21 protein-coding genes are annotated in these 24,770 nt (G+C 36.8%); 17 read left to right on the top strand and 4 right to left on the bottom strand.

Annotated elements, in window-relative coordinates; genetic code table 11:
* Positions 1-79: 79 nt before the first annotated feature.
* The 3 genes from yegD to ACMAZF_RS16425 form a co-directional block, all read right to left on the bottom strand.
* Positions 80-1,444, bottom strand: a complete 1,365-nt coding sequence (gene yegD, locus ACMAZF_RS16435) for a molecular chaperone (RefSeq protein WP_435274826.1) — start codon at positions 1,442-1,444, stop codon at positions 80-82.
* 64 nt (positions 1,445-1,508) lie between these two features.
* A complete protein-coding gene (locus ACMAZF_RS16430) occupies positions 1,509-1,838 on the bottom strand; it encodes an EscU/YscU/HrcU family type III secretion system export apparatus switch protein (RefSeq protein ID WP_435274825.1) in 330 nt (109 codons plus the stop codon).
* On the bottom strand, positions 1,835-4,297 hold the full coding sequence (locus ACMAZF_RS16425; RefSeq protein ID WP_435274824.1) for a hypothetical protein: 2,463 nt from the start codon (positions 4,295-4,297) through the stop codon (positions 1,835-1,837). The genes ACMAZF_RS16430 and ACMAZF_RS16425 overlap by 4 nt, the downstream gene beginning before the upstream one ends.
* Before the next feature lie 135 nt (positions 4,298-4,432).
* Here ACMAZF_RS16425 and ACMAZF_RS16420 point away from each other — a divergent pair, with 135 nt between their 5' ends.
* The gene (locus tag ACMAZF_RS16420) at positions 4,433-5,233 is read left to right on the top strand and encodes an MlaA family lipoprotein (RefSeq protein ID WP_435274823.1); all 801 of its coding nucleotides are present in this window, start codon (positions 4,433-4,435) and stop codon (positions 5,231-5,233) included.
* Positions 5,234-5,300: 67 nt separating this feature from the next.
* Here ACMAZF_RS16420 and ACMAZF_RS16415 read toward each other — a convergent pair whose 3' ends face one another.
* Entirely contained in the window at positions 5,301-6,836 is a 1,536-nt protein-coding gene (locus ACMAZF_RS16415) for a peptide MFS transporter (RefSeq protein WP_435274822.1), read from the bottom strand.
* 374 nt (positions 6,837-7,210) lie between these two features.
* On the opposite strand from ACMAZF_RS16415, the gene rfaH reads away from it, so the two are divergent.
* The 16 genes from rfaH (at position 7,211) to ACMAZF_RS16335 (ending at position 24,770) form a co-directional block, all read left to right on the top strand.
* Positions 7,211-7,720, top strand: a complete 510-nt coding sequence (gene rfaH / locus ACMAZF_RS16410; RefSeq protein ID WP_435274821.1) for a transcription/translation regulatory transformer protein RfaH — start codon at positions 7,211-7,213, stop codon at positions 7,718-7,720.
* 254 nt (positions 7,721-7,974) lie between these two features.
* On the top strand, positions 7,975-10,572 hold the full coding sequence (locus tag ACMAZF_RS16405) for an SLBB domain-containing protein (RefSeq protein ID WP_435274820.1): 2,598 nt from the start codon (positions 7,975-7,977) through the stop codon (positions 10,570-10,572).
* Between the two features lies 1 nt (position 10,573).
* Entirely contained in the window at positions 10,574-11,566 is a 993-nt protein-coding gene (locus ACMAZF_RS16400; protein WP_435274819.1) for a Wzz/FepE/Etk N-terminal domain-containing protein, read from the top strand.
* Positions 11,563-12,615: a UDP-N-acetylglucosamine--undecaprenyl-phosphate N-acetylglucosaminephosphotransferase gene (gene wecA / locus ACMAZF_RS16395; protein WP_435274818.1), complete on the top strand. Its 1,053-nt coding sequence runs from the start codon at positions 11,563-11,565 to the stop codon at positions 12,613-12,615. The genes ACMAZF_RS16400 and wecA overlap by 4 nt, the downstream gene beginning before the upstream one ends.
* Positions 12,616-12,651: 36 nt before the next feature.
* Entirely contained in the window at positions 12,652-13,665 is a 1,014-nt protein-coding gene (gene pseB / locus ACMAZF_RS16390; RefSeq protein WP_435274817.1) for a UDP-N-acetylglucosamine 4,6-dehydratase (inverting), read from the top strand.
* A 52-nt stretch (positions 13,666-13,717) separates the two neighbouring features.
* Entirely contained in the window at positions 13,718-14,617 is a 900-nt protein-coding gene (locus ACMAZF_RS16385) for an aldo/keto reductase (protein ID WP_435274816.1), read from the top strand.
* Position 14,618: 1 nt separating this feature from the next.
* A complete protein-coding gene (locus ACMAZF_RS16380; RefSeq protein ID WP_435274815.1) occupies positions 14,619-15,368 on the top strand; it encodes a cytidylyltransferase domain-containing protein in 750 nt (249 codons plus the stop codon).
* Positions 15,369-15,380: 12 nt separating this feature from the next.
* Positions 15,381-16,697 (top strand): aminotransferase class III-fold pyridoxal phosphate-dependent enzyme, encoded by a 1,317-nt coding sequence (locus tag ACMAZF_RS16375; RefSeq protein WP_435274814.1) that lies wholly within the window; start codon positions 15,381-15,383, stop codon positions 16,695-16,697.
* A complete protein-coding gene (locus ACMAZF_RS16370) occupies positions 16,697-17,551 on the top strand; it encodes an SDR family oxidoreductase (RefSeq protein WP_435274813.1) in 855 nt (284 codons plus the stop codon). Before ACMAZF_RS16375 ends, ACMAZF_RS16370 begins: the two co-directional genes overlap by 1 nt.
* Positions 17,541-18,617 carry an N-acetylneuraminate synthase family protein gene (locus ACMAZF_RS16365; RefSeq protein ID WP_435274812.1) on the top strand — a complete coding sequence of 359 codons (1,077 nt, stop codon included), beginning with the start codon at positions 17,541-17,543 and terminating at the stop codon, positions 18,615-18,617. Before ACMAZF_RS16370 ends, ACMAZF_RS16365 begins: the two co-directional genes overlap by 11 nt.
* A complete protein-coding gene (locus tag ACMAZF_RS16360; RefSeq protein WP_435274811.1) occupies positions 18,599-19,246 on the top strand; it encodes a glycosyltransferase family 2 protein in 648 nt (215 codons plus the stop codon). The genes ACMAZF_RS16365 and ACMAZF_RS16360 overlap by 19 nt, the downstream gene beginning before the upstream one ends.
* Positions 19,246-20,478: a hypothetical protein gene (locus ACMAZF_RS16355; RefSeq protein WP_435274810.1), complete on the top strand. Its 1,233-nt coding sequence runs from the start codon at positions 19,246-19,248 to the stop codon at positions 20,476-20,478. Before ACMAZF_RS16360 ends, ACMAZF_RS16355 begins: the two co-directional genes overlap by 1 nt.
* Before the next feature lie 31 nt (positions 20,479-20,509).
* The gene (locus ACMAZF_RS16350; protein WP_435274809.1) at positions 20,510-21,280 is read left to right on the top strand and encodes a phytanoyl-CoA dioxygenase family protein; all 771 of its coding nucleotides are present in this window, start codon (positions 20,510-20,512) and stop codon (positions 21,278-21,280) included.
* 1 nt (position 21,281) lies between these two features.
* Entirely contained in the window at positions 21,282-22,451 is a 1,170-nt protein-coding gene (locus tag ACMAZF_RS16345) for a lipopolysaccharide biosynthesis protein (RefSeq protein ID WP_435274808.1), read from the top strand.
* Positions 22,448-23,659 (top strand): O-antigen ligase family protein, encoded by a 1,212-nt coding sequence (locus ACMAZF_RS16340; protein WP_435274807.1) that lies wholly within the window; start codon positions 22,448-22,450, stop codon positions 23,657-23,659. The genes ACMAZF_RS16345 and ACMAZF_RS16340 overlap by 4 nt, the downstream gene beginning before the upstream one ends.
* A complete protein-coding gene (locus tag ACMAZF_RS16335; protein WP_435274806.1) occupies positions 23,628-24,770 on the top strand; it encodes a hypothetical protein in 1,143 nt (380 codons plus the stop codon). Before ACMAZF_RS16340 ends, ACMAZF_RS16335 begins: the two co-directional genes overlap by 32 nt.

The raw sequence follows: 24,770 nt of genomic DNA, 5'->3' as shown, positions 1-24,770 counted from the left end.
TTTAATGATGTGCTATTGATCGAGTTCATGGATTAATAGCGCATCATTACTTATATCTCCAAGTAATAAGTTTATAAGCTTACCTAAAAATATTTCCCGCCCAACGAGCTAGTCCCGCAGTAACACTACCGAAATGATCGCCGGTGACTAATTCCACTGGGTGATCCTTAAAATAATTATTTAAGTAATCCTGTAACACTGGTGATTGTGCACTGCCACCGGTAACGAAAACCACATCTGGTTGGCAGTTGGCTTCGACAATGGTGTTGTCGATGAGCTTGCCGATGTTTTCCAAGTGACGAGCATTGGCTTTAAATAATGTCTCGCGGTTTACTGAGCTAGTTAAAGCATCGCTTAAATAATCCAATGGCACATTGATATCATTACTATTGGTTAAGGCTATTTTTGCTCGCTCTGCACTATTTACTAGCTGATAACTCAGGCGCTCTTGCTGAACTTTCAATAAACGTTCAATAAGATGTGGCTCTCCAGCATCTTTGATTAACTGCTTGAGGGCGCGCTCGTTTTTGTCGCTGTAAAAGTCAGTTTGATCGTTAATGTTGTTAATAGAGGCTGCTTGCCAATGGAAACTCGTTGGCATGGGCTTGCCCGTTGCCGCTAAACTGTCTAAGCCAAGGGCTGGCATTAAACCGCGCATACATAGTTGAATGTCTAGGTCATTACCACCGATACGTTGTCCACTGTGAGCAAGTAATTGTGCATTACGATTATCGAGTTTGGTAAATTCAGGTCCCATGAGTAGCATAGAAATATCGGACGTACCACCGCCGATATCAACGACGAGAACACGGGTTTCTTTAATCAGTGTTACTTCAAATTCGAATCCTGCTGCAACAGGTTCATATTGAAACTCGACGTCTTTAAAGCCGATGCGTTTTGCCGCATTGGTCAAGATCTCTATCGCTTGCTGGTTACTTTTTTGAGCATTCAACCCCTGAAAGTTAATTGGGCGTCCGATCACCGTTTGAGTGACTTCACGATCTAACGTTTTCTCTATTTGGGATTTCACTTCCAACATCATTGACGAGACAATATCTTCAAACAGAGCAATTTGTGGTGGCAATAAACCGCTGGCGCCTAAAAAAGATTTCGGTGATTTGATGTAATAACCTTCTTCAGGATCTTCAAGGTAGCGGGATAAAGCAAAGTCACCGAAACTTAAATAGGTAGGAATATCATCTTCACGCAATTCACGCATTGCATTACCGCCTTTAACAAGTTGCAGTTGTCGCTGGCTTTTAAATAACGTTTGTGCCGATGAAGGAAGTTTATTGGCAAGATCATAACTGACAACATCTCGACTTGGGGCGTAGAGTGTTGATGGCATATATCGGCCGTGATCTCCAAGTGTTATATGCTGCGGTGTGTCATCTTTCATTAGTGCCGCGGCGCAGTTAGAGGTGCCGTAATCAAAGCCAATCATTTATTTTTCTCCGTCGAAAAGGGCGGCGTAGGATAATGATTTTTGTTCTTAAGAACAAGAAATTTTAGCTTTTTATATCGACTTTGTTGTGGGTGTTTTTCCAATTGTCGGGGAACTTGCCTTGAAGAACAAAAGCAAAAGCGATGAGCTCCGCAATGATCAAATAGAGTTCTTTGGGAATTTCTTGCCCCATATCCAAGCGTTGTAAAAACTGGCTTAGGGCTTTGTCTTGGTGGATCATGACATCGTTTTCTTTGGCTATTTCCAATAATTCTTCCGCAAGAGAGCCGTAAGCCTTAACCGTTACTTTAGGCGCCGATTTTTGATCGTACTTTAACGCAACTAACTGCTTTTCTGAGGGGCTGTCTTGTTCATCGTTCATGTTATTACTCATATTACTAACTCAACCAATTGGTTAGGGCGCTTAACCAAGGTTGTTGGGATTTCGCCTTCCTGACATTTTATGCTTGGTTTTACAAAGCCTAGGGTTTCAAGACGCTCACTGAGGAAACTAGAATAAAAATTAGCTCGCTCTAATAATGCGGTATTGTTGCAGGTGAAGTCTAGCTCGACGCCAGTTGAAGTGAGCAACGCATTAACTTTTATTTTGTCCTGTTCACCACAGGGTAATAATAAGGTTAGACGCCAGCTTTTTTCGCCTTGTTGTTGATTGTCATTTTCTTGCTCTATTTCGCCCTCGACTTGAGGTAATTGGGATTCTTTAGTTGGAATATTAAAGTAGAACAGCGATTGATTGTTTTGTTGTTGCTCAGCGTTTTGGTATTGATAAAACTGAATGTTGGAAGTGAGTCCTGATAGTGCTTCTTCCAAAGGTTTTAAGCTTTGCAGGCTTCCGAGCATTTGCAACGCTGACACTAAATTCGCACCTGTTGCTCCTTTCCCTTTTTTTACTAGTTGTTCAAGATGCTTTAATAATTGAGGTGATGTTGAATGGCCATTGGCAATATGGCGTCCCCCGAGCATTAAATGCAGCGCACTAGCGAGTGGACCTAGATTAGTTAATGACACTGAAGTGCTACTTAATGGTTCGAAGCGACTAAACTGTTCAACGGTTTGGGCTAATTGGAATGGATTAGTCAATTGGCTCATCGCTGGTAATTGTTTGAGAACCCGTTGGGTTAACGATTTGAATTCTTGTGTCGCACGCAAATCATCAGTTGTTACTTTATTGTCTGACGCTGTATCTGGTGTTTCATCCATTGTTGGTTGATGAACATTAGTTGATGATTGCTGTGATATGTTGAGCATGCCAATTAATGCGTTCAGTTTTTGCAGTGGTACTGATGTTGGTGGCGTAACCGCTGAGTGGGGCACTGTTGTTTCGTTTGATGATGTTTTACTAGGCGTTGTTGGTGGCTCAATGATTTGCTTTTTAGTGGCTGTACCTATTAATGCTTGAGACTGAGTTGGTGGCATTTGGACATTCGTGCTTGCACTTTTAGCAATCGAAGAATCTTTTGCTAACACATCACTTTTTAATGCAGCATCGACGGCTACCACTTTAGATACGTTTATTATTTGATCGTTAATTGATTTTGCTATCGGCATCGCTTTTGAGTCACTCGTTTGAAGCGTTTTTTCATTTATTGGTGCGGTGGTTTTGTCTAGAAGAGGTTTTAGCTGCGATGTCGGCGTCTCTTTGGCAGTTTTGCTATCAGCCCCCAAACTAGTATCTTTACTTTGTTCATTGTTGAGTGTGGTGGCCGTCAGTTTATTAGGGGGATTCTCTAGCTGATTTTTCGCGTTTAACTCTTTCAGTGTCAAAGGAGTAATTTTCAGCAATGTTGTAGATGGCTTCGCTTCAACTTTCTCCAATGATTCTGTTGGCAATTTTTCAGACACTGTTTGAGGTGGGGTAATTGTCGAGCCTGTATTAGTGGTTTGCTGAATATTGCTAGAGGCTTTTATGTCTTTACCTTGAATTAAGTGAGCGCTGTGGTTTAGCTCAGCTTTCAGTTGCTCATTAGATAATGCATTGACGTGCTTAAGTTGGTTACTGATATTTTCAACACTTTGCATTGTCGGCTGATGGCGCAGCCAGAGTTGATTAAGTGGTTTCGTCATATCGACAGACTGCATTTTCTCAAGTGCAGTGCTAACTTTTGCTGGTTCGATAACTTCGCTTAAATGACTCACTTTGACAATAGGAAGCTCGCTTAATGGCAATTGATTATTCAGTTGTCGTAAGGGCATTACCAGTAACGTTGGCTGTTGGGATATTGGTTTAGCGATAAATTGAACTAATAACTTGTCGTCTTTACTAAGCACTAAGCTTGCGTGCATTGTAGTATTTAACGGTAATTTACTAACACCAGGTAATGGCGCTTTTAGCGTAATTTCGGTGTTAGTTTTCAGTTGCAGTTGATCTTGAGGAAGGCGTCTTGCTTGGCCTAGTTGCAACTCATTATGTTTTGTTAAATGCGAGATAATTTGCGCTGTTTGAGGGGGAAAACTTGTTTGTTGTGATAGTTTATCAATAAGCTGTTGGCTTGCTGGAATACTAAACTCGTTGCCAGCCTTGTTAGGTTGTGGAGTCACGCTAATTATAATGTGTTGATTATCTCTAACTAAAGATATCGTGACTTTATCACCGATGGCAAAGCGCTGGGCTAATTCAGGTTGCTGACTGACATCTAGTTTTAGTGGTGGATTATTTGGAATAGAAAGTGTTATTTGATTGTCAGATTTTGCTAAAATCTGAGACAAAATAGTTTCAGCATTGCTTAACTTGATATTGATGGTTGTGCTATCACTCGACGATACAGTGAGCTGTGCATTACCCTTAGATAATGTATTATCGACTGAAGATGGAGTAAGCGGTATATCTGCCATAATTACCTGTAGTTTAATAGGTTAACTGAAATTTTGAGTATTTAGTTAACTTGATCGTGCTGTTTTTTGGTCTTAATGTAAAGTATCGACTGAGGTACAGATATACTTGAGATAAATATTTTTGAGGATTTATTCATGGAAACACATCGCCGACGTATTTTAACGGCTCCGCTTTCTAAAGTTGGCGCATTCTGCGCAGCTTTTTTATGCGCTTCAACTGCTTTTTCCCAAGAAGCTAATACTGACAAAGTTGCAGCAGAAGAAATTATTGACGCGCAGCGTTCAGATCCTTTAGAAAGCTTTAACCGCGCAATGTGGGATTTTAATCAAAACTATCTGGATAAGTATCTCGCAAGACCAGCGGCTATTTTTTATCGTGATTATATTCCGGTGCCTGCGCAAAACAGTATTTATAATTTCGCGAAAAATTTTGAAGAGCCGTCGACTATGGTCAATAATGCACTGCAAGGAAATGTAGAAGATAGCGGTAATGCGTTTGCTCGATTCCTAGTGAATTCTACTGCAGGTGTGTTTGGATTATTTGATGTGGCAGAGCAAATCGGTCTTGCTAAAAAAGAAGATGAGTTTGGTGAAGTACTAGCTGTCTATGGCGTCGACTCTGGTCCATATTTGATGTTACCAGCTCTTGGCCCGACGACTTTACGCAATGAAATTGGCGATCAAGTTGATAGTTTGTATTTTCCTATGGCTGACATTTCGACTATGCAGAGTATTGGTTTAACAGTGCTCAAAGGCATTCATGTTCGTGCCCAATTATTAGATCAGGAAGGGGTGCTTAATTCATCATTAGATCAATATGCTTTTGTAAAAGAGGCTTATTTTCAAAGCCGTATTTATGATATCTACGATGGCGATGTTCCTGTCATGGAATCGAATGATATAGAAGAAGACTTTGATGATGATTTAGACGATTAATACATGTTAATTGAGACAAAAAAGCCTCCGTTAAATTTCTTTAACGGAGGCTTTTTATTATAGTATTCTACGCCTTATTAGCAACTTTTGAAGATGCTTCTTCTGCTGCAAACTCCCACGCTTTGGTTTTGAATGCAAACAATAAAACAAATGCACCAATACCAAAACAAATCATCGCTGTCTTCAAGTATAGTGATGACATATCTGTCATGGCACCATCTTCGCCGCCGAAGAATAAACCAGCAATTAAACCAGAAACGATATTACCGATTGAATAAGTCAGTACAAATACGCCCATCATCTGACCTGCAAACTTTTTAGGTGAAAGCTTACTCACTGCACTCAGCGCAATCGGACTTAGACATAACTCGCCAACAGTGTGAAGAAAGTAAGTCGCGATTAACCAGTAAGGTGCTACTTTTAAGCCACTTGCTGCATATTGAGCCGCAAAGAACATAACAACGAAACCACTAGCCATAATCATGACACCAGCAGCACACTTCAAGCCAGATGAAGGCTTCATGACACTTTGGCCTAATTTGATCCAAAGTGCTGCAAAAAATGGTGACAAGATAACAATAAACCAAGCGTTAGCTGACTGGAACCAAGCCGTCGGAATTGTAAATGAACCAATTAGGCGATTCGTATAATCTTGAGCAAATAGATTTAAAGTCGACCCCGCTTGTTCGAAACCAGCCCAAAAGAACGTCGACGCAACGCAAATTAGTAATAAAGCCATCAATCCCTTTTTCTCTGTAGGAGTAACGCCTTTACTTCTGTATATAACCGTATAATAGATAACAAAAATTAGAGAAAATATGAAAGTAGCATAATACGCAACAACAATTGGATTAATAACAATTGTGCCTGCAATAGCGAGATAAGTAACTGTTGCTAACGCTGCTAAAAACGCGCCTATTACATACCAACTTTTCTTTTGTGCTGACGGCGATAATGGATCGGTCGGTTCTGCGCCTTTACCATTAAGGTTCTTCTGAGTTAATTTATAAAGTACTAAACCAATAGCCATGCCTACCGCTGCTGCACCAAATGCCCAGTGCCAACCAAACTCTTTATCTTCTTGGAAGTATCCGCAAATAAAGTAACCGATGATTGAGCCCATATTGATGCCCATATAATAGATCGCAAAACCTGCATCGCGACGTTCATCACCTTGTTTATATAGTTGACCTACAATTGCAGCGATGTTTGGCTTCAATAAACCGGTGCCTAGAACAACAACGATTAACCCAACAAAAAACAGACCATCGACTGGAATTGCCAAGATAATGTGACCCAACATAATGATAATGCCGCCATACCATACGGCTTGTTGGCCACCTATCAAACGGTCAGAAATCCAACCACCCGGTAGTCCCATAAAATAGACCATTCCAGTATATAAGCCGTAAATTGCAGTTGCAGAGGCACCTGCAAAGGCCAATCCGCCATCTTGCATACTGGCCGTCATAAATAAAACAAGAAGTGCGCGCATGCCATAATAGCTCATGCGTTCCCACATTTCGGTAATAAATAAGGTACCTAAGCCTTTTGGATGGCCAAAAAAACCAGTATCCATAGCTTTGGATGTTGTATCGTTCATAGTTGTTCCTTTAACAAGGTTAAATAAGCCATTAATTTGCCGTCATACGACTGTTAGCAAATGCTAAGTTGATTAATCACTTAAAATTATTTTAAGGCTGTTGTTGTAATTGACGATTGCTGACTCTATTTTTGCCAGCTTAGCCCGGCGACACTATAACAAACTTTCGTCGAATATGAATTGTTTAACGTATAATCACTATTTAATCGATATTAATTGAATAAAAGGTGAGTGTTTATTAGGCAGATAATACGACAAAAGTTGATATATACAACAAACAGCACTAATTTACGATCAATTAACATGAATGCGTTGTAGTTCAATAATTGATGGTGATAGAATTGCCGCTGAATTTAGCATAGGCAATTAAAATAATGCTACAAGGAAATAATTGTTGGTATCTACTTTATTGTAAAGCTCGCGAAGAAGAACGCGCTGTCCAACACCTACAAAACCAGGGAATTGAATCTTTTTATCCTGTTAAATCGGTTGAAAAGATTAGAAAAGGTGTCAAAAGCGTCAAGCAAGAGCCCCTCTTTCCAAATTACCTCTTTGTAAGTTTAGATCCTGACACGGCTAATTTTAATGCGATCCGTTCTACACGCGGTATATCGTCTTTTGTACGATTTGGTAATACCTATACAAAAGTTGACGAATTAATAGTGTCTCAGCTTCGGTTGAAGTTAGCGAATACTGAAAAAAGTATTGATGATAGTGAACTTCCCAAACATGGCGACAATGTCGTTATTAATGAAGGCACCTATAAAGGCCTAGAAGCAATTTTTAAAGCGTCTGACGGTTTAGAACGTTCAATATTGCTGATTAAATTAATTGAACAGCAAGCTGAATTAACAATTGACAACAAAAATTTTAAATTGAAATAAGTAGACTGCAATTTAATTGATTGCTGTTACGAATGACATCACATTTCAATATCGGCGAATGAGGAGCTACTACCTTAGGGCGGTAGCGTATTTAAATTCTAGATTTTGCATTAAGACACTCTACAAATGCACTCTAGTTTGATACTCTCTTTTTCTTTTTCTTTTTACTCTTCTTTTAGGGATAGTTTGTTTTGCAAAACATGGTTGGCCATCTTAAAAATTTGTTAATAACCGTTGCCTTACTCTCAATAGTTGTGAGTGTACCTTCAAATGTTCATGCGGTAACACCATCACCTGCAATGCTAGCGCAGTTTCAAAAGCTTCCAAAAGCTGAACAACAGCGTCTAATGAAGCAGTATGGCATATCGCCAAGTATGTTGAATTCGGGAGCATCAGTTTCTAGTCAGCCACTCAACGTCCCAACTGTCGTTGAAGATAGAAAAACTGAAGATTCTGCTAAAATGGCTGCCAATGGGAAAAGTGGTATAAGTAAAAACTCTGCATTAATCATTAAGCGATTTGGTTATGATATGTTTGAAGGGCAACCGTCTACATACGCCCCTGCAACTGATATTCCTATTCCTGCTGAATATTTAATGGGGCCAGGTGACGTTGTAAATGTGCAAATGTATGGTAAAGAGAATGAAAGTTATTCATTAACTGTATCGAGAAAGGGTACTATTAATCTGCCAAATAGCGGGCCAATGAGCGTCAACGGTTTAACATTTGAAACGTTACAACAAAAATTATCTAAGACGATTAATGAGCAATATACAGGTGTTAATAGTTCCATTGAACTAGGTGAATTACGCTCTATTCGAATTATTTTAGCGGGTGAGGCTTATAAACCTGGATCTTATACTGTAAGTTCTCTTTCAACCATTACTCAAGCATTATTTGTCTCTGGTGGTGTTAATGACATAGCTTCATTAAGGAAAATACAGTTAAAACGCGCCGGAAAAACTATAGTTAACTTTGACTTGTACGATCTCTTGATGAGAGGCGATGCGTCAAGTGACGTAAGATTACAATCAGGTGATGTTATCTTCATTCCCCCTGTTGCAAAAACAGCGACAGTGAAAGGAGAAGTTAGACGGCCCGCTATTTATGAACTAATTGGCGACGAAACAGCAAGCGAGCTCATTAAGCTGGCTGCTGGCCTTAAAGCAAATTCATTTCCCAAAGCGAGTGTGATAGAACGATTTTCACAAAAGCATTTACCAACGCTGATTAATGTTGATCTAACAAGCAATATCGGTAAAAAAACAAAGATTAGAGATGGTGATGTGTTTACAGTGCAATCAACCACCAATAAGATAAAAAATCAGATACTTGTCGCTGGTTCTGTTAGTCGCCCTGGCTTTTATCAGTGGCGTTCAGGTATGCGTATTAGTGACTTGATTTCATCACAATGGAGTGATTTAAAAGGAATCGTCGATTTACAATATGCATTAATTACTCGAGAAGTTAATTTACAAGCTGACATCGAAACGATGCAATTTTCCCTTGCAAATATCTTTGCAGATGAAAGCTCACCTGATAATTTTTATTTACAGCCTCGTGATACTTTAATCATCTTTAGCCAAACGGATTCTATTGCTGAGGCATTAGTTAAAGAAAAACGCGGTAAGAAGCGGTTCTCAGGCAAAGGCAATAGAGAGAGTTTTAATGAAATTAATTCTGACGTATTTTCAGTTGAAGAGGATAAAGTAGAACAACTTGAAGACGAAGAAGATCTATCTCGACTTTATCAAGATAAAAAATTAATTAAACGTAGCAGCGAATTTACTAGACATGTATTGCTCAGACCAATTATCAATAAGCTAAAGTCACAAGATTTAATCAATGGTGTAACTAACGTTGCAAGTATTTCTGGTGAGGTCCGTTTCCCTGGTGAATATCCAATTTCGTCAAACGCGAGAGTAAGTGACCTTGTTAAGGCTGCTGGAGGGGTTAGAGAAAGTGCTTATGTAAAACAAGCTGAATTAACAAAGTTTATTGTTGATGATGACGTTGGGGCAAGCGTACTCCATCAAAAAATATCATTAGATAGAGCGCTATTAAATGATAGACAAAGCAATGTTAAAATTAAGAGCAGAGATCAATTAACGATTTTAAAAATTCCGTCTTGGCAAGAGAATATGGCAGTTTCAATTCGTGGTGAGGTCCGCTTTCCTGGGACGTACTCTGTTCGAGAAGGGGAAACATTGCAAAATGTTGTTGAGCGCGCGGGGGGATACACTCCACAGGCATTCTTAGAAGGTGCAATTTTTACTCGCGAGTCAGTTAAAGAGCAAGAACTTATGCAAATTGTTAAGTTCGCAGACCAACTTCGTTTAGATATTGCAGCTAAGGGGTTAAGTGGTGAAAGTGGAATCGCTTTTTCTGAATCGTCATTAATGCTTAAAGAGTTAGAAAACATCGAGCCCGCAGGGCGCATGGTTATTTCATTATCTAATAATCATGATAGTGAGCATAGTGGGTTGTTAGTAGAAAATGGAGATATGCTAATAATCCCGTCTCAAAAGCAGACGGTCACCGTTGTTGGTGAAGTTCAACATGCTTCAACGCACTTCTTTTCACAAGGTTCTTCATTTGAACAATATATTGCTAAAGCTGGCGGCATTAAACAGCGAGCTGATGAGGACCGTGCATATATAATTCGTGCAAATGGAGCGGTTGTTATCCCAGAGCAGCAGTTATGGTTTAGTGGTGAAAATCAAATAAAGCCTGGAGACACAATTGTCGTGCCACTCGATACTGAATATAAAGATAACTTGACATTATGGTCTCAAGTTACTGGTATTATTTATAATGCTGCGGTTGCGATTTCAGCAGTGAAGGGGTTGTAAGATGAAAGACTCTGAATCCGTGAATAACAATATTCAAATATCGCCTGAATTATTGCAACAATTAACAATAAATCAAGAGCGACAACAAGATGATGAAATAGATCTTGCTGAATTATGGCGTGCTATATGGGCAGGTAAATGGATTGTTATTGCTATTACCTCATTGTTCGCAGTAGCCTCTGTGTTTTACGCATTATCACTGCCCAATATCTATAAATCAGAAGCGCTACTTGCACCAGCAGAACAAGAAAGCGGCGGGTTAGGTGGTATGGCATCACAATTAGGTGGCTTAGCAAGTTTAGCTGGCGTTAGTTTAGGAGGGCGGGGAACAGATAAGACTGCTTTGGCATTGGAAATACTGCAATCTAGAAGCTTCATTTTTAGCTTTATTGAAAATTATAAAATTACAGTTCCATTAATGGCAACCGAGGAATGGAATGCTAAAACTAACGAACTCGTTCTTGATAGTGAAATATATGATTCGATAAGTAAAACTTGGATAAGAGATGTGAGTTTTCCTTTTTCTCCTAAGCCATCGAAATTGGAATCATTTAATGAATTTCGAAAACGTCTATCTGTTAGTCAAGATAAAATGAGTTCAATGATCACTGTATCGTTAGAATTTTACTCTCCTGTTAAGGCTAAAGAGTGGCTAGAACTTCTTGTTAGAGATATCAATGAAGAGATGAGAAAAAGAGATTTAGTAGAAGCGGAGAATTCTATAGCATATTTAAAAGAGCAGCTTAAAAATAATAATAGTGTAGATTTAAATAATGTTATATATCAGCTTATTGAAGAGCAAACGAAAACTATTATGTTTGCAAAAGCAAATAAAGAATATGTAATGGTGATAATCGATCCCCCGTTAGTGCCCGAGGTTAAATACGGCCCTAAGAGGATGCTAATAGTATCGTTTAGTGCACTGCTGGGTGGCTTTATCTCAATTCTGATAATTTTAACTAGCTATTTCAGAAAGCATAGAGCAACGAGATGAGTGAATTAATTTATCAATTTCTAATATCTATTGCTATATCAATTTTTGTTATTGTGTTTAGTAAGCCTATAGCATTAAAGTTTGACCTTGTGGATCGACCAAATGAAAGGAAATGCCATAATGGCGCAATTCCATTAATTGGTGGTATTGCTATATTTATCAGTATTACAATAACAACTATTTTATTTATTGAAAGTACCCAAGAAGTTAGCCTGTATTTAATCGGCGCCGCGTTAATTGTGTTGGTTGGTGTACTTGATGATTATTATGACTTACCAGTCAAACCAAGAGTTATAGCTCAAATTATTGTTGCAAGTATTATGATATTTGGTGCTAATCATTATATTAAAAATCTAGGTGATCTTTTTGGCTTTGGCGATGTTTTGCTAGGATTTGGCGGAATTCTTATTACAATACTAGCAGTTTTAGCTGCTGTTAATGCGTTTAATATGGTAGATGGCATAGACGGTTTAGCGGGTATGTTAGCATTAATTACATTTTGCGCATTGGCGTTGCTACTATCAAATAATGGAAGTTCATGGACTTTTTTAGCTATTTCATTTCTTGGAGCAACTATGGCTTATCTAGTATTCAATCTGAGATGGCCATTTAAGACAGTAAATAAAATATTTATGGGAGATGCCGGGAGTATGTTGATTGGATACTCTGTCGTATGGCTTTTAGTCATTGGTACACAAAGTACTAGTCCTTCATTTCATTCTGTCACGGCTTTATGGTTAATCGCTCTGCCCTTAATGGATATGGTTGCGATAATGCTACGAAGAGTAAGAAAAGGGGATTCACCCTTTAAGCCTGATCGAGGTCACTTGCATCATATATTTCTTCGAGCAGGATTTTCTTCTACACAGACGCTTGTAATTATTAGCGCTATTTCTTTCGTTTTTGTTATTTTTGGTATTTGTTTGGAAATATTTAAAATTCCGGAGTCGGTAAGCTTATTGCTATTTATAATTTGCTTTATGGCTTATTCTTTTGCAATAAAGCACATATGGCAATTATTAACGTTTTATCGAAGAGTTTTTAATTAAGTTTGTTCTTTTTAAGGTTTATGGTTGAGGTTAAAAATGTTAAATAATAAAGTTGTGTTAATCACAGGTGGTACGGGATCATTCGGTAAAAAGTTTATCGAAACGATTTTGACGCGATACCCTGAAGTAAAGAAAATTATAATATATTCAAGAGATGAGTTGAAACAATCAGAAATTAAAATGAAATACCCTGAGTTTGATTACCCACAGTTGCGTTTCTTTATTGGGGATGTAAGAGATAAAGCGCGAATGGTTCAAGCATGTGAAGGGGTAGATGTAATTATCCATGCAGCAGCAATCAAGCAAGTAGATACTGCGGAATATAATCCAACTGAATGTATAAAAACGAACATTGACGGCGCTGAGAATGTAATCAACGCAGCCCTTGTTTGCGGTGTAAGTGACGTAGTGGCTCTATCAACAGATAAAGCTTGTGCTCCGATAAATTTATACGGGGCGACTAAACTTGCATCTGACAAGCTATTTGCGGCAGCTAATAACATTAAGGGCTCTAAAAGTATCAAGTTTAGTGTTGTAAGATATGGTAATGTTATGGGGTCTAGGGGATCAGTAATCCCTTTCTTTATAAACAAGAGAAAGGAAGGTACCTTACCTATTACACATAAAGAAATGACTCGCTTTAACATTTCACTTCAAGATGGCGTGAACTTAGTTATGTTTGCAATTGGGCATCACTTGGGGGGCGAGATATTTGTTCCCAAAATACCTTCATACAAAATTCTCGATATTGCCGCAGCAATAGCGCCAGAGTGTCCAATTCGTGAAGTAGGAATTAGACCGGGTGAGAAGTTACATGAAGAAATGATTACAGAATCGGACTCGCTTAACACCATTGATCTCGGAAAGTACTACGCTATTTTACCATCTGTATCTTTTACATTTACAAATGATGAATATATAGCGCACCATAAAGCAGAAAAAGTGCCTTTCGGGTTTAAGTATAATTCTGGTGAAAATGATGAGTGGGAAACTATTGAAACTTTGCGCTCTAAAATTAAAGAGCATGTTGCCCCTGAGTTTAAAGCGTAAGTAAACGGAATTAATATTTAGGAACAATAATGAAATTATGCGGTAGTTAGTGATGAGTTTGATAGGTAAGTTGGGATTAGGAACTGTTCAATTTGGTGTAGATTACGGTGTTTCTAACAAAAATGGAAAAGTTGCAGGAGCTTCAGTAAATGAAATATTAAAGCGTGCACAATCATGTGGCATTACAACATTAGATACATCCCCCGCCTATGGGACTGCTGAAGATAGTCTTGGAAAAAGTCAGAACATCAATAACTCTTTCGATATTGTTACTAAAACGTTAAGAGTTGAAGGTGACTCAATTTCTGATCAGGACATATTGAATATTGAGTCTATTTTTTTTAAATCATTAAAAAAAATGAATGCGTCGAGTATCTATGGCCTACTAGCTCATAATGGACTTGATCTATGTAAAGTTGGATATCAAAAGTATTTTGATCTATTTGAACGTTTAAAAAGTGACGGTCTTGTCAAAAAAACTGGAGCATCTGTTTATAATAAACTTGAATTAGAATCGATTTTGAAATGTGGTCACTTGGATATTATTCAAATTCCATTAAATATTTTTGACCAAGAGATGATTTGTAACGGTTATTTAGATGAGTTGAAGGCTGGCGGAGTAGAAATTCATGTCCGTTCTACCTTTTTACAAGGTCTGCTGCTAATGCCTCCAAGTTCAATAAATCCATACTTTGCTCCAATAAAAAATAAGTTAGCACGGTATCATAAGCTACTAAAAGAACACCAATTAACCGCCCTTGAGGCATGCCTCGCATTTTCTTTAAGTCACGACTGTGTAGATAAAGTGATTATTGGAATTACAAACGATTTAGAACTTGAAGAAATAGTTTCAGCTGCAGCTACTGCTGCTACTATTTCTCTTCCTGATTTTTCGAACTATTCAATGTCTGATAGTCAATTTTCTAATCCTTCTAAATGGAAACTGATCTAAGATGATTCTATGTATATTGCAAGCCAGAATGTCAAGTTCTCGATTACCGAATAAAGTCCTAAAGCCGATATTGGGCGAACCGATGCTTTGGCGCCAACTCGAAAGAGTGTCTAAAGTGAAAAGTATTGATAAAATTGTTATTGCGACAAGCAAAGACAAATCTGACGATATCATTGAATCAACATTTAGTGGCTCACCCTATCAGGTTTTTAGGGGGAGTTTAGATGATGTTTTAGACCGATACTACTGCGCATCACAAAAATATCACGCAGACCATATATTGAGACTAACTGGGGATTGTCCTTTAATCGATCCTAATGTTATAGAGCAACTTATAGAATTCTACTTGGCTAATGGTTTTGATTATGTTTGCAATACCGAAGTACCAACTTTTCCTGATGGTCAAGATGCATGGATTTTTAAAAAAGCGCTGCTTGAAGAAGCTTGGAGAGAATCAAAACTACCAAGTGAGCGAGAGCATGTGACAATGTTCTTTAGAAATAACCTCGATAAATACACGACAGGAAGTTTTGAAAACAAAATCGATTTGTCAAAGCATCGTTGGACTGTAGATGAGCCTGAGGATTTTTTGAAAGTAGAAGCAATATTTAAATCTTTATATCCATCTAATAAAGAATTTACAGTTCAAGATATTCTCAAATTCTTAAATGACAATCCTGATATAGACCAACTTAATGAATCTTTTCTGAGAGATGAAGGTTTAATAAAGTCTCTAAAAAATGATTTTTAACAAGGAAAAAATATGACCCAGTCACAATTATTTATAGATAAACAAAGAAAATTAATAGCTGGAGACGGACACTTACTCTCTAAACAGGCTAGTCAGTTTAGTTCGGGAGTATGGCCTGGTTATTACTCTAAAGCTAAAGGCGCTGATGTTTGGGATTTAGACGGACATAAGTATTGTGATATGAGTATTGGTGGAATTGGTGCGACAATTCATGGTTACGCGGATGAGGAAGTGGATGATGCGGTCAAGAAAGCCATTTCAAATGGAGTATCATCTTCCTTGTTACCAGAAGAAGAAATTCAGTTAGCTGAATTACTAATCGAATTGAATCCTTGGGCGAAAAAAGTTAGATTTGCACGTACTGGCGGTGAAGCTATGTCAATTGCAGTTCGATTAGCGCGTGCAAGTACAGGAGCTGATAAAATACTCTTTTGTGGTTACCATGGCTGGCATGATTGGTACCTTTCAGCAAACCATAATGGAAATGATAGTTTAGAGGGACACCTACTTCCTGGCCTTTCAGCACGAGGAGTTCCTAAGGGACTAAGGTCAAGTGCAATTCCATTTCCTTATGGCGATTTAGATAGGCTTGAATCTTTACTGAAAGATAATTATGGTGAAGTAGCAGCAGTCGTAATGGAGCCGATCCGAAATATTTATCCAGATCCCACATATTTGAATGATGTTAAAAAGCTAGTTGAAAAATATAATACATTCTTAATTTTTGATGAAATATCATCAGCATTTAGAATGAACTCTGGACCAGCATACTCTCTCTTTGATGTAGAACCTCATATGGCAGTTTTTTCGAAAGCTTTGGGGAATGGATACGCTATCTCCGCGTTAGTTGGTACTGATGAAGTTATGGAGGCTGCAAATATTAGCTTTATAAGTTCTACTTGCTGGACCGAGCGTGTAGGACCAGCAGCTGCGATCGCTACAATTACAAAACATCGCAGAGAGAATACAGGTCAACACCTCATGAGTATTGGTGAGAAAGTTCAAAGCGGGTGGAAAAGCATTGCTCAAAAGCACAACTTAGATATTGATATTGGTGGAATCCCTCCTTTATCTCACTTTTCCTTTCGAAGCGATGAAAATATGTCGATAATTAAGGCTTACTATGTACAAGAGATGCTTAAACGTGGTTTCTTGGCCTCAAATATTTTTTATTCAATGGGAGCGCATTCCGAAAATAATGTCAGGGAGTATCTCACTGCTACTGATGAGGTTTGGGGAAATATGAAGAAACATTTGGAGTCGCCTGGAGAATTGCGTAATAAGCTTGATGGTGAGCCATCACACATGGGATTCAAGAGGATGACTTAATGAGAAAAAAAGTTTTACTTTGCGGCGGAACTGGAATGCTTGGCTCTACATTATATAAAGAATTAAAAAGTAGATATGAAACTCGTGTTCATGGAAACCAAAAGAGCAGTCACTGCAGCGCTGATCTTACTTCATTCGAACAAGTGGAATTGTTATTAAATGAAGAAAATCCAGATATCATTATTAATCTTGTAGCCTTGACTAACGTTGATGAATGTCAATCTAATCTAAATTTGGCTTATAGTTTAAATGTTAAGGTCCCACAAAACTTAGCGTCTTGGGCAAGGAAAAATAATAGGAAGTTAATTCAGATATCAACAGATCATATATATAATAAAAAAGAATCATTAGAACAAGAGGTTGAGATTGTGAATAACTACGCTTTAACTAAACTCGCTGGTGAAGCCCCAGTTTTAGCAATCGGCGGTGTAGTTCTAAGAACAAACTTTTTTGGAAAGAGTGGTGTTGCTGGAAGGGAATCATTTAGTGATTGGTTGATATCTAGTTTTAATTGCAAAGTTCCTATCAAGCTGTTTAGTGATGTTTACTTTAATCCTTTGAGTATGAAAACATTATCTGAATCTATATCAATTGTTTTAGATAATATTGTACCTGGAGTGTATAACGTTGGTTCTCGTGACGGAACGAGTAAAGACATATTTGCACGTATGATTGCGAAAGAAGCGGGCTTAGATCATTGCTTCGCTAAGTCAACTAAATTTGCAAGTATGGATTTGAAAGCACCTAGACCGCTGGATATGAGAATGGATGTATCGAAATTTGAAAACACATATGGTGTTGAATTACCAACACTCGAATCGGAAATTAAGAAGGTAATTATTAATGAACTTTAATCGTCAGATAAAAATCGGTAACAAAACAATTGGTTTAGATAAGCCGTCTTTTTTTATTGCAGATATAGGGGCAAACCATGATGGCGATTTGGAGAAAGCAAAAGAGTTAATTTATATGTGCGCAGATGCGGGTGCTGATGTCGCGAAGTTTCAACATTTTTCTGCTAGCTCTATAGTTAGTGATGAAGGGTTTAAGAAACTTGGCGGGAAAGACAGCCATCAGGCATCGTGGTCGAAAAGTGTTTTCGAAGTTTATAAAGGCGCTTCAATTGACCTAACTTGGACAACGGAGCTTGTAGCTACCTGTAAGAAAGCTAACATTCAGTTTATGACGTCACCATATTCAGCTGAACTTATTGAACATATTGATCCATATGTTTCTGCATATAAAGTTGGTTCAGGGGATATCGATTGGGACTGGATTATTGGTGAAATGGCTAAGAAAGGTAAGCCGATGTTGCTAGCTTCAGGAGCATCTTCTTGTGATGATGTATATAAAGCAATGAAAGCTGTTAATCAATATACAAAAGACATTGTGCTAATGCAGTGTAATACAAATTATACAGCTAGCTTAGATAACTTCAAATACATTCAACTTAATGTGTTGAAAACATATGCAAATATGTTTCCAGGCGCTGTTCTGGGGTTAAGTGACCATACTCCTGGCCATTCTACTGTACTAGGTGCGGTTGCTTTAGGAGCTAGGGTTATTGAAAAACACTTTACTGATTCTAATGAACATGAAGGACCAGACCATAAGTTTGCAATGAACCCTAAAAGTTGGGCTGAAATGGTTGAGCGTACGCGCGAACTTGAATTATCGTTGGGTACTGGTATTAAAAGAATTGAAGAAAATGAACTTCACACGTCAATTGTTCAACGTCGTAGTTTGCATTTGAATAAAGACATTAAAAAGGGGCAGATAATAAAGGTTGCAGATATTGATGTTTTAAGACCGGCTCCGCAAGGGGCACTGAAGCCTAATGATTTGCGATTTGCCGAAGGAAAAATAGCCCAGTCAGATTTATCAAGTGGAAGTACTTTAAAGTGGACAGATATCAAGTAGCGGCAGTAGTTCCTGCATTTAATGAAGCAGAGACAATTTCAAATGTCGTAATGTCGTTACTTCCATTGCTTCATGTTATTGTTGTTAATGATAATTCTTCTGACAAAACGGCTCAGTTAGCGCTGGCTGCAGGAGCTACAGTTGTCAGTAATCATATTAATTTGGGATATGACTCTTCTTTGGAGGCGGGCTTCAAAGCTGCTCATGAAATGGGAATGAGTAAAGTCATTACATTTGATGCTGATGGCCAGCACCCAGTATCAGAAGTTCCTTTGTTTATCGATAAATTAACTGAATATGATGTCGTTGTTGGCAGACGACAAAATACAGCGAGATGGGCTGAAGCGCTTTTTGCTCATGTTGCAAAATGGATGTGGGGTATTGACGATCCATTATGTGGAATGAAAGGTTATAAAGTTACTGCATACTTGAAAAACTCTGGTTTTGATAGTTGTAACTCGATTGGTACAGAACTCGCTATTCAAAGCCAAAGAAGAGGGTTAAAGTTATTTAATATTCCGCTTTTGGTTGAAGAAAGAGAATTTGGAAAGCCTCGATTTGGACAATACTTTAAAGCGAATGTAATTATTTTGAAAGCTCTAATAAGAGTCCTATGTAAGCGAGTATAATGAATTTATTTAAGGTTATATCTGAAAGGTTATTGGTTCTTAATTATGATATTTGTTCATTGGAATGGAAATTCTTAAATAAATTAGGAGTAAAGAGTCGTTTTCCTCCAATATTAACAGGCTTAATTAGGGCGTTGTATTTTTCTTTAAAATCATTAAGAGATATCTATATCCATGTTCCTAAAGATAAAGTGCTATTTTTTGTTGGCTCTCATAATCAAGTTAAAGCTTTAAGTAAGGTGCATCAAAAATCAGAAAACGGTGTAATGTTGAGCATTCATAATTTTAGAAATATGAAATGTGATAGTCACATTCCACTATTTTGGTTCTATTTTATGGGATGGTTAGTTTTTCCAATTACAGTTATTAGTATATATGCCATTCCGAATGAATATCAAAAGTGGGCATTAAAAATTCGATTTGAAAGAGCATTAATTTCTAGTTGTAGTGTTTGGGTTTGGAAGTTTCTCTTTATGATATGGAGGCCACGGACTGTAATTATTAGTAATGATCATAATCACTGGACTTGCGCTATTGTTCAAGCTACTAAAGAGCTAAATATCCCTTCTGTATATATTCCACATGCATTTACGAGTGAAACTTTCCCGCCACTTGAATGTACATACTCTTGTTTAGAGTCTGATATTCAAAAAAATCGCTATGTTAATCGTAACTCAGATATTCGAGTTGTGGGGGCAGTGAGATATGAAGATAATATAAAACCCATTAGCCGACAGCCCTTGAAGGGGATATTAGTTTGTTTTAATGAGCTTGATTCAAATGATTGGGTGCGTGATATAATTGAAAACTTAGTTAGAGAGTCTAATTTTCAGATTTTCATAAAACCTCACCCTGCTGATGTTTCACGACATACATTTTTTGAAGGTATTTCGAAAGAATTTCACGTTGATTATGTAGAACCTTGCAGTGACATTTCGACGTTGCAGGATCGTGTACAAATATTACTTGGTGGAATAACTGGTGCTCATATAGATGCATTAATCTACTCGATGTTGCCAATGACATTCGAAAATTGGTATCCCGAGGACTATTATGGACTATTGTCAGATGGGGCTTTATTAAAGGTTAAAAACGCAAGTTCGATTTCGTTTGAGTATTCACAAAATATTGAACAGATACATAAAAAGCGCGTTCAGTACAATTATCATTGTAAAAAACCAGATTTAATGCCTTCAGATCAAATTATCAAGATAATTAATGATATAAAATAATTGAGTTTTTATCATTTAGCGGAATAATAACATGTACATTTTAATTAAAGAGCTTGGTGAATCGCTTCTGAGAAATATACGACTTCTTGGTGCCAGTAAACCAAGCCCTCAATATATTAATAATATAGAAGCACTTCGAAGGGATGGAATTAGCGTTATACCTAAGTTTTTATCGCGTAAAACTTGCGAAGAAATGATTGGTAAAATTGACAGCTATGTCGAAAGCGATGCAGTTAATGTTTGGAGAGATGATGAAGGAGCTGATAATCGTATATTCTTTATCAATGAGTTAGACGAGAGCTTTTCTGAGTTTTATGAAAATAAAGAAATTAGAAACTATTTAAGTTCCTATTTAGGGATCTCTAATCCCAAAGGGATGTTATTAGCAGCAAAGATAACATTTACCGAAGATAATAAGGGGTCCGGTGGTGGATGGCACAGAGATTCTCCTGTTTCGCATCAATTTAAAAGCGTATGTTATCTAAATGATGTCGGGACTAAAAATGGCTGTTTTCAATTTATAAAATCTTCACACCTAAAATCTAATGTTTTGTCAAGCTATTTTTACAAGATATTCAAGCCAGGACAATTCAGATTTAGCGAGAGTGATGTTAATAATTACCTTTTGCATAATAAGTCGAAAGTCGATTCTATAGAAGGAAGTGCAGGAGACTTAGTGCTGGTCGATACTAAAGGTATTCATCGTGGTAGACCATTAGAAGGAGGCGTGCGTTATGCGCTTTTTTGTTATTTCTGGAACAATAAAATACCCGATCACTTTTTAAATCTAAGACAAAAATAACGTGAATAAGCTGCTGTATTTATTTGTTAATTATGGAAGCGCTGGACTTCAGTTTCTATTGCTTCCCTTATTTGTAGCCGCAGTTGGGCAATATGAATTTGGGCTGTTTACATTCATGTTGGCAATTGCTAACTGGTTATCGTTTGCAGGTACTTTAGGAACGCAGACTAAATTACGAAAGACTCTCGGGAGTGATTGTTCTAGGAAGCGTAGCGCTGATATAAATACAACATTAATTATTGCATTTACATTGGTGCTAGCGGTTGTAATTAGTTCAGGGGCATACTTCTATTTATTTACAGATTTTAATGCTAGATTCGGTTTTTCGACATTGATATTTGTCGTCTGTTATTGTTTCTTTTCGATTACAAATTCCTTTTTGATAGCAAATAACAGAATGATTGTTTCTGCCCTGAATCAGTTTTGTTACTCAATATTTCCAATTTGTTTGTTCTTACTCTTCACGCCGGGCTTATCAAGCTCTTATCGTTTTTTGTTCGCAAGCTTTATAATGGCAGTATTTATATTCTTCAATAGAAAGTTAGTTTTTCAAGAATTGAGCTTACGAAACCTTCAGCCTGTTCAAATTTATTTCGATAGTTTCGTTGATAACGTAAAAATTGCGGCGAATAGTCTATTTGATAAAATAATTTCTCAGGGTGATAAGTTAATCGTTGGCAGTATTTTTGGCTTCGAAATATTAGCCGTTTATGCTGTCGGGAGCCAAATTTCAAACATATCACAAATGACAATTAATGCATTTTCTGTGTATGCAGAACAAAATATTTTTAAGAAAAGCAGTGAATTGAAAGCTTCAATTATTCTAACGTTAATAATAGGTGCGCTGACATCAATTATTCTTTTTTATGCCGTAAAGTTCTTCTTTTTAAATTTTTTTGATGTCAAGTTCAAATATGTATTAGAGCTTTTACCGCTCCAGCTAGGAATTGTGTACATACGAGCGATGTCAAGTTTGTTATTTGTCGCTGATTTAAATAAAGGGGAACACCTTAGAAATATATCAATTCAATATACTTTTCTTCTTCTGGGATTCGGAATATTAATCCTGTTTAGTAACTTAATGAGCATTATCTCTTTTTTATATGTATTATTGTCGATTATTATACTTAGTGTACTGGTTAACTTCATCTATAGAAGCTTTAAGAAATGACAAATTTTTTAGTGGTATTTTCAGCTTTAATGACAGCTGTTAATTTGCCTATCGGATTCGGTATTACTTCTAAACGGTTAGGATTTTTAATATTATTAGGTACTTTGATAAGCAAAATCATTGTTAATGGGCGATTGAATTTTAAGCCTGTTGCTCTTGAGTGGTTCTATTTTTGGGTTTTGTTTATTTTGTCTTCTATAGCTGGAGTTGCATTAAATTATAAGATTAGTGGAACAGAATATGCTATTTTTTTTACATTTGTAATTATCGTTATTTTGAAGCTTAATATAGATAATTCTAAAGAGTTTGACATCAACAAATTATCAAATGCATGGCTATCTGCAGTCTTGGTTTTATCATATTTGTTTTTGTTTCAGATCGCTTCCATTTTAAATTTCGATATAGTTAATATACTAGGCTTAAGAAAGGAATTACTTGATGTCGGGTTCTCAATTAATTCAATGTTTAATCAGGCATTTGTTCTAATTTTCTGCAATTTATTTTTTATCGTTGCTCTTCCTGGGAGTAAAACGTCTAAGTGTTTAGTTGGTTTTGCAGTTGTATTTCTTGTTGCTTTTACCGTGTTTTCTCTATCAAGGCAAAACTTGGTGGCTATTTTCTTGTTATTTTCTTTAATGTTTTGGGGAGAGACGAGTAAAAAAGCCAAAAGTATATTGGTATTGTTGAGCTTCCCAATATTGAGTTATTTTGTTATTCCTAAATTGAGTGTCGATGACTTTTCCTCCATAAATACTAGAATAGAAAAGACAGTTACCCAGATCACTAGTGCTGATTATGCGAGATTCAAACAATACAAGGATTCATTTACGGTTGGAATTGAGAACCCTTTTACAGGTATTGGATTAGGTCGATTTGGGCAATTTGCGAAAGAGTTAGGTTATCCAGAAGGAGAAAGAGTACCTGAAGCGGCAGTGAATCAAATTACTGCTGAGCACGGAGCTATTATGTTGTTAATTTTTATCATTGTTTATGTTTTGATGATGAAAAGGTTTAGTGATTCAGGCATTAAAACTAATCAACAAAATAGGAGAATGTATAGATACTTTTTTATAAGTTTCAGCATGCTTTTATTTTTTAATGAGATTCATGTACAAACATCACTATGGGCTATATTTTTAATTGGCCTAATAATTATTAACTCGGAACATACGAAGCATGGCTTATACACTACTACCCCCTCAGAATAATAATAAGGGAATATTAATTTTAAAGCATCTTGAGGTTCAGTATTTTACAGCGTTGGACAAAAAATTAATTGAACGGTTAAAGAAAGAATATATCATTGGCGTTTATTTTGGTTTTTACTCTAAATTGAGCAAGGATATCTGGTGGGCAGATTTTTATTTATCTGCAGACAACGTGTTGAAAATTAAAACAACTTCTGTGCCTAGAATTCCCTTGAATGGTTTTAATTTCATTGATAAAAATGAAATTTCAGAGGTTGATAATCTAGATAAGAAGTATGATTTTTTATACATTGGAAACTCTCAGACAAGAAAAAATTTATTGCAATTTGTGAAAGCTTGTAAATATCTTTTAGAACGAGTCGAATCATCTAATATATTGATAGTAAATAGATTGGGTAATTCAATAGAGGAAAAACTTTACGTCCGAAGAGTTCGTAATGTATTACAATCAATGAATTCTAGTACAAGAAAAAATATTACATATATCGAATCAATGACTAGCAGTAATCCGCTTCCTAAAGATGTCATTAAACAATTCTACCTTCAAAGCCGTACTTTGGTTATTCCGTCAAGAGCTGAAGGCGCTGCCCGTGTTGTTGGAGAGGCGTCACTTAATAATCTTAAGGTTATTTCGTATCAGAAAATGCAAGGTGGTACAAACAATCATCTTAATTTTGAAATTGATGAAACGTTTGAAAGTTTTGAGCAGTTACCTGATATTATGGAACAAACAGTTCGTAATCGAGTATGTTTGAGCGAATATGTGAGTAATAATAAATCATGCTACCTAGAAGACGTAAGTAAGAAAGTTTTAATTGAGCATTTGGTAAAGCTATTTTTTTATGAACGGGATAATTTAGAGCAACAATTTTCGTCGCAAAATTTTTACAATGCATTTTCTAGTCATTTGAATTTAATTAAATCGGAATTTACGAATAATCAAACTGATGAAGTTTTATCTTTCTCCAAAATGTATTTATATATTTCATATTTGACTGATGTAAAGCCATCCTTTTTACATTTAATTAAGGCTAGAAGTTCTGATGCTTTTTCAAAGTTAAACCGCATTTTTATTTTCCCTAAAACATTAATTAAGTTGATTATTTCATAA

This window comes from Psychrobium sp. nBUS_13 (genome assembly GCF_051201665.1).
Classification (GTDB): Bacteria; Pseudomonadota; Gammaproteobacteria; order Enterobacterales; family Psychrobiaceae; genus Psychrobium.
This window is presented reverse-complemented; position numbering and strand designations above follow the sequence as displayed.

What these genes read in the sequence shown, in the direction of transcription:
- yegD (WP_435274826.1), bottom strand. Translation starts at nt 1,444, where the DNA reads ATGATTGGCTTTGATTACGGCACCTCTAACTGCGCCGCGGCACTAATG.
- ACMAZF_RS16430 (WP_435274825.1), bottom strand. Translation starts at nt 1,838, where the DNA reads ATGAGTAATAACATGAACGATGAACAAGACAGCCCCTCAGAAAAGCAG.
- ACMAZF_RS16425 (WP_435274824.1), bottom strand. Translation starts at nt 4,297, where the DNA reads ATGGCAGATATACCGCTTACTCCATCTTCAGTCGATAATACATTATCT.
- ACMAZF_RS16420 (WP_435274823.1), top strand. Translation starts at nt 4,433, where the DNA reads ATGGAAACACATCGCCGACGTATTTTAACGGCTCCGCTTTCTAAAGTT.
- ACMAZF_RS16415 (WP_435274822.1), bottom strand. Translation starts at nt 6,836, where the DNA reads ATGAACGATACAACATCCAAAGCTATGGATACTGGTTTTTTTGGCCAT.
- rfaH (WP_435274821.1), top strand. Translation starts at nt 7,211, where the DNA reads ATGCTACAAGGAAATAATTGTTGGTATCTACTTTATTGTAAAGCTCGC.
- ACMAZF_RS16400 (WP_435274819.1), top strand. Translation starts at nt 10,574, where the DNA reads ATGAAAGACTCTGAATCCGTGAATAACAATATTCAAATATCGCCTGAA.
- wecA (WP_435274818.1), top strand. Translation starts at nt 11,563, where the DNA reads ATGAGTGAATTAATTTATCAATTTCTAATATCTATTGCTATATCAATT.
- pseB (WP_435274817.1), top strand. Translation starts at nt 12,652, where the DNA reads ATGTTAAATAATAAAGTTGTGTTAATCACAGGTGGTACGGGATCATTC.
- ACMAZF_RS16385 (WP_435274816.1), top strand. Translation starts at nt 13,718, where the DNA reads ATGAGTTTGATAGGTAAGTTGGGATTAGGAACTGTTCAATTTGGTGTA.
- ACMAZF_RS16380 (WP_435274815.1), top strand. Translation starts at nt 14,619, where the DNA reads ATGATTCTATGTATATTGCAAGCCAGAATGTCAAGTTCTCGATTACCG.
- ACMAZF_RS16375 (WP_435274814.1), top strand. Translation starts at nt 15,381, where the DNA reads ATGACCCAGTCACAATTATTTATAGATAAACAAAGAAAATTAATAGCT.
- ACMAZF_RS16370 (WP_435274813.1), top strand. Translation starts at nt 16,697, where the DNA reads ATGAGAAAAAAAGTTTTACTTTGCGGCGGAACTGGAATGCTTGGCTCT.
- ACMAZF_RS16365 (WP_435274812.1), top strand. Translation starts at nt 17,541, where the DNA reads ATGAACTTTAATCGTCAGATAAAAATCGGTAACAAAACAATTGGTTTA.
- ACMAZF_RS16355 (WP_435274810.1), top strand. Translation starts at nt 19,246, where the DNA reads ATGAATTTATTTAAGGTTATATCTGAAAGGTTATTGGTTCTTAATTAT.
- ACMAZF_RS16350 (WP_435274809.1), top strand. Translation starts at nt 20,510, where the DNA reads ATGTACATTTTAATTAAAGAGCTTGGTGAATCGCTTCTGAGAAATATA.
- ACMAZF_RS16340 (WP_435274807.1), top strand. Translation starts at nt 22,448, where the DNA reads ATGACAAATTTTTTAGTGGTATTTTCAGCTTTAATGACAGCTGTTAAT.
- ACMAZF_RS16335 (WP_435274806.1), top strand. Translation starts at nt 23,628, where the DNA reads ATGGCTTATACACTACTACCCCCTCAGAATAATAATAAGGGAATATTA.